Annotated in this window: 10 protein-coding genes; 5 read left to right on the top strand and 5 right to left on the bottom strand. The window is 40.8% G+C overall.

Annotation, left to right across the window (positions count from 1 at the left end; genetic code table 11):
* A partial coding sequence (locus OQ5_RS20695) for a hypothetical protein (RefSeq protein ID WP_016777263.1) occupies positions 1-6,860 on the bottom strand: 6,860 nt, incomplete at its 3' end.
* A 1,212-nt stretch (positions 6,861-8,072) separates the two neighbouring features.
* On the opposite strand from OQ5_RS20695, the gene OQ5_RS0109460 reads away from it, so the two are divergent.
* The 5 genes from OQ5_RS0109460 (at position 8,073) to OQ5_RS23205 (ending at position 11,579) form a co-directional block, all read left to right on the top strand.
* The gene (locus tag OQ5_RS0109460; RefSeq protein WP_100221908.1) at positions 8,073-8,555 is read left to right on the top strand and encodes a S24 family peptidase; all 483 of its coding nucleotides are present in this window, start codon (positions 8,073-8,075) and stop codon (positions 8,553-8,555) included.
* A 273-nt stretch (positions 8,556-8,828) separates the two neighbouring features.
* Complete coding sequence (locus tag OQ5_RS20690; RefSeq protein ID WP_016777259.1) at positions 8,829-9,044, top strand: nucleotidyltransferase domain-containing protein; 216 nt, start codon at positions 8,829-8,831, stop codon at positions 9,042-9,044.
* Between the two features lie 102 nt (positions 9,045-9,146).
* Positions 9,147-9,536 carry a HEPN domain-containing protein gene (locus tag OQ5_RS0109440; RefSeq protein ID WP_016777257.1) on the top strand — a complete coding sequence of 130 codons (390 nt, stop codon included), beginning with the start codon at positions 9,147-9,149 and terminating at the stop codon, positions 9,534-9,536.
* A 29-nt stretch (positions 9,537-9,565) separates the two neighbouring features.
* Entirely contained in the window at positions 9,566-11,329 is a 1,764-nt protein-coding gene (locus tag OQ5_RS0109435; protein WP_016777256.1) for an ABC transporter ATP-binding protein, read from the top strand.
* The gene (locus tag OQ5_RS23205) at positions 11,319-11,579 is read left to right on the top strand and encodes a hypothetical protein (RefSeq protein WP_016777255.1); all 261 of its coding nucleotides are present in this window, start codon (positions 11,319-11,321) and stop codon (positions 11,577-11,579) included. Before OQ5_RS0109435 ends, OQ5_RS23205 begins: the two co-directional genes overlap by 11 nt.
* A gap of 17 nt (positions 11,580-11,596) precedes the next feature.
* On the opposite strand, the gene OQ5_RS0109425 is transcribed toward OQ5_RS23205, so the two are convergent.
* The 4 genes from OQ5_RS0109425 to OQ5_RS0109410 all read right to left on the bottom strand — a co-directional run bounded on the left by OQ5_RS0109425 (position 11,597) and on the right by OQ5_RS0109410 (position 15,301).
* The gene (locus tag OQ5_RS0109425; RefSeq protein WP_016777254.1) at positions 11,597-13,012 is read right to left on the bottom strand and encodes a hypothetical protein; all 1,416 of its coding nucleotides are present in this window, start codon (positions 13,010-13,012) and stop codon (positions 11,597-11,599) included.
* Complete coding sequence (locus tag OQ5_RS0109420; RefSeq protein ID WP_016777253.1) at positions 13,009-13,572, bottom strand: RNA polymerase sigma factor; 564 nt, start codon at positions 13,570-13,572, stop codon at positions 13,009-13,011. Before OQ5_RS0109420 ends, OQ5_RS0109425 begins: the two co-directional genes overlap by 4 nt.
* Before the next feature lie 682 nt (positions 13,573-14,254).
* The gene (gene smpB / locus OQ5_RS0109415; protein WP_016777252.1) at positions 14,255-14,710 is read right to left on the bottom strand and encodes an SsrA-binding protein SmpB; all 456 of its coding nucleotides are present in this window, start codon (positions 14,708-14,710) and stop codon (positions 14,255-14,257) included.
* A 3-nt stretch (positions 14,711-14,713) separates the two neighbouring features.
* Complete coding sequence (locus OQ5_RS0109410; protein WP_026055210.1) at positions 14,714-15,301, bottom strand: Yip1 family protein; 588 nt, start codon at positions 15,299-15,301, stop codon at positions 14,714-14,716.
* Between the last annotated feature and the right edge of the window lie 280 nt (positions 15,302-15,581).

Below are 15,581 nucleotides of genomic sequence, written 5' to 3'. Positions count from 1 at the left end.
TTTCCCGTGTTTGTCGGGCTATCCGGCAACATCAGTGATGAAAGATTTGAATTGGTCGATTCGAGGATAATGGTTCCGCTGTTATTTACATCATTGGTTATTTCCAGGGACGATCCCGGTTTTAATGTTACAGTCTTGCCTGTTTCAATAGTAAGGCTACTGCAATAGGCATCCATATTTTCACCAATGACCGGATTATTTGAAGAACTTAAATTATCTACCTTTACAGGATTAGCCGCTGACGGAGTAAGTCCTCCTGCCCAGTTGCCACCATCAAACCAATCGGTACCATTTGTTCCCAGCCATGTATACTCGGCAATACTACCTGAACCAAAAGTAAACAACCTTTCAGTATCATGATAAAGAGTTTCGGTAATAATAGAACCTCCACTAATATCGCCCGTCTTATTATCATAATTAACCTCACTCCATGCCGATGGCTCGTAACTAATCACAAGGAAGTCGGGGCTGTCAGGATTTACACCACTCTCGGAGTCCCAGCGTAACTTAATCTCAGCATTATCTGCATTGGCAGCTTCCACACGCCAATATTCGTTTTGACTCACATAGGTAACACCATCTTCAGGGTACCCGTCAGCAGAAGCAGCATGATCAAAATACTGTGCAGTCCAAAGACCGGTTGTAGCAGGTTTAACTCCAATATTTCCATAGCGGTAATCATCACCTACGGGGAAATCAAACATGGTTCCTGCTACAATTTTCTTTTGCATGGGGCCATTGACATATCTTAGTCGTGAGGCATTATCGACAGCTGCATTGGCTGAATTTAATATGGTTAGTAACGCTGTTTCGGAAGTAGTAACAACACCATTGGTGAAAGTTATTTTATTCTCCACATCAACCGGACCGTTCAAGGTCAGACCCGCAACATTATCAACTTCCAAATTATACAAAGCATTCCCGTCTGTAAAAGATCCATTAATGGTTTGAACCTCGTCCCCCTGCAACTTAACAACCCCCTGGCGAGAGTCAAAGCTACCACCGGTTCGGGACATATCCCCATGAATGGTCAAAAGACGGCTTTCCTCATTAATAACATTTCCACCTTCAATGGTAAAATCGCCAAGAATGTCAATATCCAAATTTGGAAGGATACGATTACCACTCCCGCTAAATGCCAGGTTATTAACCTGTGGGAGCTCAGCCAGGACAGAATAATTTGTGCTTCCGGAATACTCTAACGTTCCTCCGTTTTCAGAGAAAAATTCGGTATATTCACCAGCAGGCAGTGAACCTGATTCAACGACAACGGTTCCTGTTCCTGAAACTTTTCCAAGCCGGTGATTCAGTGTATTTCCCACATCGACAACTCCGGTTCCTGAAATCCCGGTCATATAAGCCTCGTGGCCGTTCACTCGTAAATCAACAGCATGCTTGATTTGCACGATGGCTCCTTTAGGACCACCACCAGGAACAACACCACCACCAACAACACTCCAGACTGCAGGATCATCCCAGTATCCATTTTGTTCGGTAACAAAAGTTTGAACTTTGTCAGGGATGGCCTCATCGGTACCTGCCGTATAATCTCCGTCAATACCGGCATCGTTAGTGCCATCAAAGCTAAAATTCAGGATGGTGTTGATCTCGTCGAAATCATCAACAGAATATTTATTCCATATCCCTTCTTCTTCGTCAAGAATACGGGCAGTTATATATTCATCGCCATTGGTTCCCGGAACATCACCGGGATAACCATGCATTGCAACATTAGCAGTAAAATTACTTATCCCATCGGCATCCAATGTCCAGTTGTATTGCAAAACATTATCCAGGTCTTCAACAGGAATTGTTATATGAGGTTCGTTGGCAGCCTTTACTCGTATTGAGCCGCCTTCAGTGCCATTGGAAGTAATATTCATAACCACCGGAGTGTATTTACCCGATGCCCCTATCGGATAGATAAAATTACTTACTGCACCGGTAGGATAATATTTCTTAATTCCCGCATCGGTAAACGAAAGATTGGTTTGCACCATGTTGGATGAGGAGAAGTCTCCTGAAGCATCTCCTTCAATCACTGCATCCTTTGTTAGTACAAGCAAATTTCTTCCGATATCCAATATTCCGTTATTCAACTTCAAGACATCGGAAAATGTAGTGGCAGATGACTGGGTTGGAACAACAACGCCAGCCGCATTGTCTACCATTAACCTGGCAATGGTTCCGCCTCCTGAAAGCTCTTGTGACGAGGTTCCATTCAAAACCACACCGTTACTTCCTGAGCCGCTAACTGTAAAAGCACCCTCGGCTATATAAAAATCACCCTCTACCGAAACGTCGTTTTCACCGGTACTAAAAATTCCGGTATTCAAAGTAAAGTCGTTTGCGATTGTGATGGCACTTGTCTCTCCTATCCGCAGGGTATCGGTGCCTGCATTTTTTACCAGGTTGTAAAAATTGGTATTACCTGTAACAGACTGCCCGGCCAGGCCGCTGAAATAAGTGGTATTTTCGTTTGGGTTATACGATCCTTCATTGGTCATATCACCCTGGATGGTAACATCCAGTCCATTGGCATTAAAAACAGAATTAGTACCAATGGATAAATTACCAAGAATTTCTACAGGAACCGTATTTAATTTTCCTTCAACATCACCGGAAAAGGTTAAATTTTCTAATGATTGATTCACAAACATATCAAAAGGATCAGAAGCCTCGTTACCGGCAGAAATCTCTATGGTGCTTCCTTCTCCCAGGGATACAGACTCCGGATCGAAATAAAAATCGGTGAACCCGCCTGTTTTACTGTTCTTTATGGTAAGCGTAGCACCGGCTGCCTGGGTAAATGAACTTCCGGTGTTGAGGATTTCGAAAACGCCGCGGGTGGTTTCTCCCGCATCGTTGGTTCCAATTTTAATAGTTGAAGCATCGCTGTTCTGAGAAAATTTCAGAATACCGGCTTCGGTATATGGGGAGCGACGAATTTGAGAACCTACATAAAGCTCTCCGCTTCCGTTAACTTCAATCTCCGATGTTCCGGAAGCAGTATATTCAATGTAGTTGTCCGTTCCCTGGTTGAAATTTGCTACACCACCGTCGTTAATGGTAAGCTTACCATCAAGCCAGATACCGGCTCCATCGGGATCACTACCGCCAAGACTTACAGTCCCCTGGTTGATGATTAGTTCTGATTCGGCAGGAATTTTATACATTCCGCCACCGGAACTTAGTTCAATGTTGATGGCGGAATTGTCTATATCAACTATTCCCGCAATAAGAGAAAGCGGTTTGTCAGAAGTATTATTCGGCGCATTAAGAGAGAAATCACCTTTAAAACGCACTGAATCGGCCACTTGTTTATCAATTACTATACGGCCAAAACTGCTGATTCCGGAACCCGTTTTAGTAAATTCTGATGTTTTATCTCCAATGAAATTAACTGTAACTGTATTGGTCTGACCATTATTTGTATTGTATAAATTGATAATACCATTTCCCTGTGACAAATCTTCATGCACTACCAAATTGTGCTTCAGGGTTTCTGCATCCGCATTTTGAACAATTAGGCCACCACCCCCTATAATATTTATATCACCATTAACAGTTAATTCCCGTTCTGTTCCATTGTTTCTAAATAGGATTTGCCCCGTATTTATGGTAACATCATCTTCAACCTCAAGATCACCATATTGAGAATTACTCATGTTTAACAGTGCATCATCCACAAAAAGACTCTTTATCTTTAAATCGATATTGGAAATTGTTTTGTTTCCTGCTCCTGATATCACTAAATTAGGATATTCTGAAAGCTGAGTGGTAAGGGTATAATTTGTACTACCATAGTATTCAAATATGGCAGTATCGTTGGTTACAAATTCACCGAAATTGGCGTTAGGAATATTGGGCGTGGATGCTCTGAATTTTCCAGATCCTTTTATCTCAGAAAAATCATGATTTTCAGTACTGTTTATGTCAAGTACAGAACCACTAAAAATGGTAACCTGAGCAGCTTCCGCCCCATTGCTATTAATATACACCGAATCGTTATCACCGATAATCACAATATCCTCAGGCCCGGGAGGGACATCCCACCATCCCACTTTTCCCCCATCATGTCCATCAAAAGACCAGGTATTTCTAGCAGTCCATTCACCTCCTCCATTTCGGCTAAAATAAGTGTCGTAATTTAGAAAAGCTAAATCCCCAAACCTATCATCGTATTCAGCAGCTGTAAAATCCCCTTCAATATATTCACCAATATTTTGATAAGTCAAATGATCAAAAGTACTTCCAATATCCTCATAATAATACCATTCGCCATCATAATTCAAATAACTTCTGCAATTATGACCAAAACTAACTGGTTGATAATAATCAAATCGAATAGAAACATCTTCTAATTCTAATGGAGAAAAACCACTTTTTTTTGTTTTCCAGTAAAACGGCAAAACATCATACCCAAAGCTCGGATTAGTTGCAGGATGCTCTTCCGGTACAGGGATAACACCAAATTCTCCTGAAACTCCTTTTGCATTATTTATTGTAAGTGTCACAGGCACGTAACCGACGTCTACACCAACAGGATAAACAATGTCTCCGATTTGATTCATAGAAAAATTATACTGCAAACCCTTATCTGATGATTTACCTGATGTTTTAATCATCTTTGAACTTGAAAAGCCACTTCCCCCAATCAAACTGGTATCAACCCGCATTTTATATTTAGTGATATCAACAACACCATTGGTCAAAGTAAAGAAATCAAACCTGATATCGCTCAAAAAAATAGCACCATTACCATCATTCAACTCCACATGCCCCATACTGTAATCTTCCGAATAACTATTGAGCTGATGACTAGCACTACCACCTGTCAAAACAATTCTTCCATCGGAAATTGTTGGAGTATAAATATTTCCTTTACCCAGTTCTACATCACTATTTACAGTAAGTTTATTATCATTAAGATTCAAAACTCCTCGTTCAATTATCAAATCATTCTGAACGATAACATCTCCATCCGATAGGGAAACAGAATCAGTAATGTTTTCTTTATTGATATGAAAAGTATAGAAATCAGGATAAACTCCAGCACTATCTTTCACAAAAGAATTTCCTTCCCCAATAAAGGATGTAGTATTACTTCTTAAATTTAAATTTGAAGAACTTTTACAGAGAATAAGGTTTCCTCCAATATTAAGTGCATAATTATTTGACGTAACATCTAATACTCCATTTTTGTTAATAATAAGATCATTCAAGACCGTAAGTTCACTATTCAAAAGAGCTGTGGCAACAGAGCTGTCGCCTGCTATTTCTAAATTATAGAAAGGTGCGGTTGACGAAATACTGAACTCATCTGAAGCACCATCAACACGATTGATTTTAACAGTACCACCAGTAACACTATATTTCCCTTCCCCCGACTGAATGTCAATGGCCAATTCATTTCCGGTGGCAGCATCCTGTATTTCCATAGTACCACCGCTCATTATATAAACATTGTCAGTACCTTTAACGCTAAAGGTAGCTTCACCGCTTCCGCTCAAATCACTACCCAAATCACCGTACATATAGACGGTTCCGCCGGATTGGTTATAAGTCCATTTGCCGGTATGCCCCCCTGCACTCCTAAAGCCGGGAGTTAATATAGTACCGCCTTCAATCTGAACCAATGCATTCCCGGAATCCCAGGCCACGAATCCATGAGTATGAGTATTTAATACACCGTCAGAAATTCTGAATTTTCCCAATACGGAAAAAGATTGACTCCCAACAGCATCTTCTTCCACACCTGTTGATGTAAAACCGTCAGCATTATTACTCACGGCTGTTGAGTTCACTTCAACGGCTCCGCCATTAATCCAAAGACCTCCTGTTTCGGGAACATAAAAATCGTTACCCCCTTCTGTCAATGAATGAATGTATGTGGCACCGGTTAACTCAAGGGTACCATTTATTATATAGAGAGCTTTATCCTCAGGCGCATTATTATTTTGCCCAAACAAGCGAAAATATTCACGTTGTGAAGGGTTAACAGTAAACCGGTAAGTACGGTCACTTCCTTTATCAATGATGAGTCGCTGAAGAAAAGTTGTATTATTGGCAGTAAGTGTAGTATTGGATTCTCCTTTGACTGTTAAAATAACATAGCCATCTGTAGGAGCACTATCGTAGTCAGGATTAGGAAGATTGGTAAATTGAATTGTTCCGTTATTGGTAATATTCCCCCAGGAATAAAGATAATGTGCTGCATTGGCTGTATTAACAGTCATTGAAGCACCGTTATTTACTGTTATATCACCATCAACAGTTAATGTTCTTGAAGTTGTATTATTACCAAACTGGAAATTCCCGTTAAGAACGGAAAAATCACCATTTACAGTGAGGTTACCGGCAAGATTAATCTTAGGATTCGTGCCTTCAAGATCAATCTCTACATTGTAAAAAGTATGATTGGAAATGGTATAACCGTTCCCCTTAAAAACAACAGTTCCCTTCCCTTCGTCTACAAAATTCGAAGCATTCCCGGAAGGAAAGTTATCACCTTCCATAATAATTCGTCCTGAACCGCGTATCTCAGTAAAAATATGACCGGAAGTATTTTTCAGATCGAGACGACCATTAACAGTTAAAACATTACAATTAGCAGAAAACGGATCGCCTTGGGTAGGCATGGTAATAGTACGACCACTTTTTATAACCACATCGTCGCCTTCAAGCGGATATCCTTCATCTTCTGTCACATGAATAGCTGCAGCCGGATCAAGTGTCCAGTTATCGGGATTGTTCCACTCTCCCGAGTTAAGAGCATACCACGTTTGTTGTGCAAAAGCATCTAAGCCTGTACCTAATCCAAGAATCAGCCCAAATAATACTAAGTAAACCTTCTTCATATCACATAAAATTTAACCCTGTTCAAAAGAAAATACCCCATTTTGGGTTTTCGCTGTGCAATTATACACGCGCACGCAGATTTTGTTAAGAAGCTTTGAGGAACGATTGTCGTCTCTTGATGAAAGTATAAATTTCAGAGATAAAAGTATATTGGACATTTTTTTACAAAAATTCAGAAAAACAAAATAAGGATGAGGTTGAGGTTGAGGTTGAGGCTGAGGCTGAGAATGAGAATGAGAATGAGAATGAGAATGAGAATGAGAGTTCACCACAGATTCTTGCAAGCAAGCGGCATAGCCGAGCGACGCAGATTATTTCAGTGATCAATTATCAATGATCAATTATCAGTGATCAATTATCAATAAAGGTTGAGGTTGAGATTAAAGTTGAGATTAAGGTTGAGAATTTACTTTAAATTGTCAATTACCAATTCTTGCAAGGCAAGCGGCAGAGCCGAGCGACACCAATGACACGAATTTTGCTGCACCAAAAGTGCGTCTTAACGGCTTCGCCGTTAAAAAAAGCTGTAAAACAGCTTTTTAATTCGTGAAATTCGTAAATTCGTGGTTGAGATAAATTCTTGCGAAACAATTAATTATTGAGTGTAGTATAAAAAGAGATATTTTTGTCAGAATCAAAACGTTTTAAATTTTTGTACCGGAGTTATCCCGTTGTTAATGAGGATGCAAAAATTTAAAACAACACAGAGTTTGGCAACAAAGATGCTTTTTAGACCGGACTCATACATGCAAATGGTACAATATAAAAGGAATTGTGCGGTGGAGATACCCCTCTTCAGTGCGTGTCTATAAACTCGCAAAAATTTTTACAATATGTGTGTCTGTTCAGAAAGTACCAGTTGCAAGGCTTGCGAAGCCGCCAAAACCGGAGTTTACTTTTAGTAAATGAGGATTTTGGCGGCAAGCGTAACACAGCAAATGGTACTTTATGGACAGACACTCTTTAGGGGCCTGGGGATGAGCAAAGAGAGAGAAGATAAACGGATGTTCCAAACTCAGAACTTTTGACTTAATACCAAATTACAACAGTCTGTTAAACTTTTGCAATACGGTGCAAATCAATTATTTGTAATTATAGGACATTGTTTAATAAGATGCAGTTTTTCAATAATATATGAATCATCTTGTATCTTTAATCTTAAAATCTAACGATCTATTGAAATTAAGTGTCGCAAATTTTATAACACTACTGTGAACAAAAACATACAACAATACCGCGAATGGATCGACCAAATGCTGAATGAAGGAAAGACCGTTCAGGTGCCGGTCTATGGGATGAGTATGTTTCCGATACTGATGCCACGCGACAGTGTTCAAATAAAACGGATAACTTTTGATGAAATGAAGCCCGGTCAGGTTCTGATTTTTGAAAGAGAGGGACAATGGATTGCCCACCGGTTAATAAAAAAAGACTCCCTAACCGGACTACTAATAACCCGTGGCGACGGCCTTCCCTACCATGATGAGCCGGTTACCTCAAACAATATCAAGGGCATCATAACCAAAGTCATCAAAACCCGTTCGCCATTTGCCTGGAGCATAAATACCCGCATCGATCGTTTCATGGTATGGGCTGCACCAGTAACGGGAAAGTTTTTCTGGTATGTGGGAAGGGTTGTGAGCCGGGGAATCAGAGTTTTGAGTTCCGGGCCCCCGGTTACCTCCTCAGAATGACAGATAAGGCGGCCTGTCATTCTGAGCGAAGCGAAGAATCTCTTAAATCTAAAAATCTATTTGATAAAATCTGTGTACACTCGGCTCTGCCACTTTGCTTACAAAGAATCTGGTTCATCTTTGATGCAACCTTATCTTCTATGGTTCTTATATGTCTTATATGGTGAATTCTCAACCTTGACCTCAACCTTGACCTCAACCTTAACCTTAGCCTTAGCCTTAGCCTCAGCAATTCTTTCAAAAATGTTATATATTTGAAAAAAATCAAGAATCATGATAAACACCTCTTTGTCGGTAACAAAAATTATTAAAGAAGAAGCAACCAGACTGGTTCCTGACGGAAAAGTCATTCTTTTTGGATCCCGTGCCAGAGGAGATGCAGATTTATCAAGTGATTATGATTTTTTAATCATTACTGAAAACCCGATTTCAATTCCTGAAAAGCAAAAAATAAAAGCTTTGCTAAGAAAGCAACTTGACAAAAAATAAAATTCCGGCTGACATCCTCATAAGCAGCAAAGATGAATTAAAACTCAAGAAAAAAATCGCAGGCCATATTATTAAACAAATACTGAAAGAAGGTATCATGCTATGAACAGTGAAACCAGGGACTACCTGAATCATTGGATAAAAAAAGCAGAAGAAGATATAGCAGTCATTCAGAAGTTGACTGAATTTGAAATTATTGCTTCTTCTGCAGTATGTTTTCATTGTCAGCAGGCTGTTGAAAAATTCTTAAAAGCTTTCCTTATTGCTAACAATAAAGAAATTGCCCGGACACATAATATTGAATTTCTTCTTGCAGAATGTAGTGATATTGATAAGGATTTTGAAAAGATTGATCCTCTCAATCTCACTGATTTCGGGGTAGATATTCGCTATCCGGGTGACTTCTGTTATCCATCAGAACAAGAAGTCATAATATATTCAAATCTGGCATTGCAAATTAAGAACTTAGTCAAATCAAAAATTAAATTATAATCAAACACTACCACCAAATACTAACCATTTTGCGTTACATCTGGAAAAGCTCACCCGGATGGACGCTCTTTAACGGAATATTGCTCCTTGTAAGAGGCATACTCCCGCTGCTGCTGCTTTACCTTGTAAAATTACTCGTAGACGAGATACAGATCGTTGCCGCCAACCCCGGTGGTGAAGAGGCTTTAAATCGTCTTATTTCCCTTTTGATCATCGCGGCTGCAGTATTTCTCACCAATGCGCTGTCGGCTTCATTGGGCACTCTGGTGCGCGAGCGGCAGTCGTTTGTTATATCCGACTATTTCGACCATCTCATTCACAACAAGACCACCAGAATTGAATACGGATTTTTCGAACATCCGAAATATCAGAATGTCTTTTTCAGGGCACTGCATGAAGCGTCGCACAGACCATCCCGGATATTTTACGGAATTGTGGGGATACTGCAAAACCTCATCACACTCATTGTAATGGGTGGCATTCTGCTGATGGTTCACTGGTCGGTTTCCATAGTGTTGCTGCTTGTAACGCTCCCTGTTACCATTATCAGGCTAAGATATGCGCGGGAATTATTCAGGTTTAAACGTGAAAATACAGATAGAGAGCGCAAAGTAAATTATTACAACCGGTTGCTTACCTCGCGCGAATTTGCCAAAGAGTTACGTACTTTTGATCTGGGCAGGCTTTTTCGAAAACGCTATCACGAGCTGAAAAACGACTGGCGACAGAGCCAGTATAAAATGCTGCGAAGCAAAACAACGCGGGAAGTGGCCGTTCAGATACTGGCTGCAATAGCTGTTTTCTCAGTTTACGGGCTCATCGCTTACCGTGCTTTTCAGGGAGATATTTCCATTGGCAGCGTTGTTCTTTACTTCATGGCATTACAGCGGGGATATGCCTATCTCCAGCAATTTCTCGGTGGCATATCGGGTCTTTATGAGGATTCTCTTTTCCTGAATAACCTGTTTGAATTCCTGCATCTGCCCGAATCACGGTCATCCACAAAAAGCACAGAAAGATATCCCTTCCCGGCCCGTATGAAAGAAGGAATCCGGTTTGATAATGTCGGTTTTCATTATCCGGTAAACAACCGCTGGGTTTTACGGAATGTAACTTTTAATATAGATGCAGGAGAAACAGTGGCTCTGGTTGGTGTAAACGGTGCGGGAAAAACCACGCTGGTAAAATTGCTTTGCGGACTGTACAAACCGGTTGAAGGTGCCATTTTTGTGGATGGTATCCCGCTTGATGAAATTCGCTGGAAAGACCGGATTGATAACATCAGTGTTATCTATCAGGATTTTATGCTGTATAATGTCACTGCACGTGAAAATATCTGGTTTGGAAATATTCGCCGGGAGCCTGCCGATAAAAACATCAAAGATGCTGCTGCCCAGGCAGGCATTGATGAAATCATCGAAAATTTCGAAAAAGGCTATGAAACCACACTGGGCACTCTTTTTGAAGACAGTGAGCAGCTGAGTCCCGGACAGTGGCAACGTCTGGCACTTGCCCGTTCATTTTTCAACCCCTCCCAAATTGTGCTTCTGGACGAACCTACAAGTGCACTCGATGCTTTTTCCGAAGCACGTCTTCTTCAATACATTAAAGGAATCACGGAAAACAGAACAGCCATGATTATCAGCCACCGGCTTTCCACCATTAAGATGGCCGACCGGATAGTTGTCCTTGACGGACAACACGTAGTGGAAACCGGGCACTATGATGAACTGATGAATAAAAAAGGAGCTTTTTACCAAATGGTGGAGTCGTTAGGGCAATATGGGGTTTGAGGCTCAGGTTGAGAGAGAGGTTAAGGTTAAGGTTGAGGTTGAGGTTAAGGTTGAGGTTGAGGCTGAGGCTGAGGTTAAGGTTGAGAATTCACCATATAAGACATATAAGAACACAGAAGATAAGGTTGCATCAAAGATGAAACAGATTCTTTGCAGCAAAGCGGCAGAGCCGGGCGTAAACAGATTTGACAATGAACAATTATCGATCACTTGCCCCGAAACACAGAACTCAAAGTCCCCCATTGCGTGATTTAGGGGCACCCCAACTCACCACTCATAAAAAACACCGGTAAAAACACCAAACGAATAGGGTCTGTAATCACCCGGTGTATCCTTTCCTATGTCGGAAATAAAATAATCAATACGAGGTTCCATACGAAAACGAAAACCCTTAAAAACAGGTACCGATAATGCGACTCCTGCATGTGTGCTGAATCCCATATCGGAAAGTCCTGAAGTTTCTCCAATTCGCTGCTTTTGTCCGGAACGGTGCAGGTAAGCATTATTGTCAACAAGCCAGTTGGTACTGAACCCGCCCGACAGGGAAACACCAATGGTACTTTTAGGTGTCAGGAGATATCGTACGGTCACCGGGATTTGCATATAGCCAAGACTCTGTTCAAGGACAGGGCTGTCACCACTTTCCATCAGGGTTGACTTCAATTCAACATACTCTCCCTGCGCCTTTTGAAATCCGGCCAAATCGTTTGATGCAACTGGCGATAAATCAGTCCGGACGGTACCCATTGAATTGGCAAGACTGATCTCATTGATACTATTGGCGAGGCTTCCGCCGGAATAAGTGCTGGTATTAAAGCTGTAAACCCGTTCCGAACGAACTGTTGTTGTTACCTCCTGCCCAACAGTGGCATACCTGACACCTGTTTCTATTTGCCAGCGAGCGTTCACATTCATGGCAAGTGTGAGACCTCCTCCTGCGGCTGTCAGACCGTTCTCATCCACCCCCCCGGTTGCCGAACCGGAAACATTCCTGAAAGAATAAGTTGGCGAATATTCTCCTCCTACGACCAAATGCCCTGAAGCGGATTTTTCTTCAGAATTATTAGAATCAATATATGTAGCGACAACAAAAGTCTCCTCACTGTCTTGTTTTGCATACAATCTATCAGGAGGGCTGGCATTTTCCCCTTCAAAAATATTATTGCCACTGAGAGGAGCCATCTTTTCAATTGTTCCGGGTTGAGGGTCTGAAGGATTTTGAGCAGCAGGGGTACTTCCGATGCCTTCCACCTCATTTATATCACCGGATGCCGAAGCAATTTGTAACGTTTCTCTCTGCTGTGTCTCTCTTTTCTCAGCTAAAACCGGCATATCCGAACCTGAAGCAGGTATGATATCTGAATCTTTCTCTCCAACAGGGCTATCTCCCTCTGTCCGTTTGGTAACACCGCCAGATTCTTTCCTATCGCCGTCAAACTGTTGTTCCGACACAACAAGGGAACTGCTATCGACCGGGGAATCATTCTCATTAAAAAGCCAGAACAGCCCTGCAGCAATTACAACAGACGCCGCTGCTCCGACTCTCAGAAAAAGAGGAACCAGTCGCCTTTTCTTTTTATATAGTTTTTTTTCAATACCTTCCCACACACCCGGAGAAGGCTGAGCTTCCAGGTCCTTCAGCCGCGTAAATAACTGATCTGTGTTATGTTCGGGTATCATCATAACTTTATGGTCTCCAATTTTCTGTCTTCACTAATTCTTTGCTGAAGCCATTTTCGGGCGCGGGAAAGATTTGATTTACTTGTGCCCGGCGATATATTTAACTTCCGGGCTATTTCTTCATGCGTCAATTCATCAATTACATACATATTAAATACAAGTCTGTATTTTTCGGGTAATTTCTGAACTAATGATAAAAGCTCGTTCAACGAGTACCCCTTCTCTTCAGAATGATTCGTATCCTCATCGCCTTCGATATCAGGAAATTCATTCTTCATCTCTGTTTTGATCCTGGCTTTCCGGTACGACTCAATAATCAGATTAACCATAATTCTTCGCATCCACCCTTCAAATGAGCCTTCAAAACGAAAATCACCTATTTTCTCAAACACTCTGATGAAACCATCCTGCAAAAAATCTTCTGCCTCTTCCCTGTTGCCGGTATAACGCAGACATACACCAAACATTTTGGGCGCAAAAAGCTCATAAAGTGCCTTTTGAGCACTCCTCTCGCCTTTCTGACATCCTGAAATTATGTCGTTTATCTCTTTGAATACAGACACTGGAGAGCTTTCCTATTGATTTTCCAGGTAAAAGATACACCTCTGTTTATTATTATGCAACCTCGCTATAATAGTCCGTTAGATTTCTATATACAATTTAACAAGTTGTTACGGCTGTCAGGATTGTTAGGGGTGTTAGGGGTGTTAGGGGTGTTAGGGGTGTTAGGGGTGTCAGGGTTGTTAGGAGTGTCAGGGTTGTTAGTGTCCTACCCCTGATATTCGTGTTTTTTGGGCAAAATTAATGCTCTGTCACCGCTCCGCGGTTAATTGTTACTGACTTTATTGATAACGTTACCGCTCTGTCACCGCTCCGCGGTTTTAGTATAGCCAACCCAATATCAACAATTAATAGTCGCGGAGCGGCGACAGAGCGGTAGAATTATGTAATAAGAAAAACAAAAAGCTGCGGAGCTGCGACACGTAATGTATAAATTTGTTTGGTTCTGGCTTGTCCAGGTTAGGGTTGCTATAATTGTTAGGGATTGTTAGGGTTGTTATATTGTTAGGGGGATAGATGAAGTAATAAAACCTATAAAACCCTAACAATTAACATTTTAACAAAATTAAAAATATCAATAACTTAACAACATTAACAACCCTAACAATACTAACAACATCAACAACATTTACAATACTACCAACCAAAAGATGGAAAAAACAAGATAAGGTTGCGTGAAAATCATCAAAAATTTTTCCGGATACGATCTAACTCCCGTTTGGTATCTTTTTCTTTAATAGACTCGCGCTTGTCGTGTTTCTTTTTCCCCTGGGCAAGTGCTATCTCAAGCTTGGCAAAACCCCGGTCGTTGATAAACATACGCAAGGGAACAATAGTCAGACCCGACTCTTTTGTTTTTCGTTCCAGTTTTTGAAGTTCCTTCTTTGTAAGAAGCAGTTTTCGTTCACGGTGAGGGGCATGATTATTAAAAGTGCCATAAAAATATTCCGAGATATTCATCCCTTTTACCCATAATTCCCCTCTTCTGAAGTAGCAATACGAGTCGACCAGTCCGGCACGACCATTCCTGATTGATTTAATTTCGGTACCGGTCAGCTGAATTCCGGCAACAAACTTTTCGAGTATTTCGTAGTCAAAATACGCTCTTTTATTGCGAATATTTATTCTGTTTGTTGCCATATATCAGATAGTTATCAAATTCAATAATAATATACGAATGATATAGGGGAGTCCCAATATCACAAGTCCTGTTAACAGCGAGAAAACTGTTTTCTGCTCCTGCTTAGGGCCCGCAAGAATTCTTGTCCCGGTCAAAACAAGATAAATACTGTAAAAAGCAAATATCTGCAGGAAAAAAATTTCCGGCACCAAAGCAGTAATCAGTAAAACTATATATAAGGGAGCCGAACTGTAAACCGTTATCTTAGCAGCAATCTCCCGCGAAGGGACAAAATGGAAATATTTCATTACCAAAAATACAAAGTACCATGCAATAAAAAGCCCTCCAAACAAAGCAGTAAATTCAACAATTACTTTTTTAAGCGCCAGTTCAATAAGAAACGCCTGTTGATTAATAAGGTAAGAAATAAACGTCCCCACAGCTACCAATCCTATCAGAGGCAAAGCAAAGGTACTGAGCATATCGTTAAATGTGACCGGCTCTCTGTGTATCATCTGCCACTCCTTCAGCGGTGCGGTTATCAGATTTCTCAGCCTTAACCCAAGCTGACGGTACATATGAACAGTATTAACAGGTTCTTTTGCCCTCATAAAAATCTCTTATCCGCATTAAAGTATATCTCCGGACGATCAAAGTGCAATTTGCAAACGCAATACACTAATAATAAGCAATCTGCAATAATCTACCGGAAAAAATTCACAGACAAAATTAAAAAATATTACCAAACCTGCATTACTCATATATGAGCGTGATCTAAAAAGACATATTTTTCTAAAAATCAAGACGTTTTATTTTTTTATGCCGAAGTTAACCCGTTGTTAATAAGGGTGCAAAGATTTAACCTGCATTATTCATAAATTATCACTACTG

The organism is Anaerophaga thermohalophila str. Valhall (assembly GCF_000250735.1).
GTDB classification, from domain to species: Bacteria; Bacteroidota; Bacteroidia; order Bacteroidales; family Marinilabiliaceae; genus Anaerophaga; species Anaerophaga thermohalophila_A.
The sequence above is the reverse complement of the archived record's forward strand: the minus strand, read 5'-3'. Positions and strand labels throughout refer to the sequence as shown.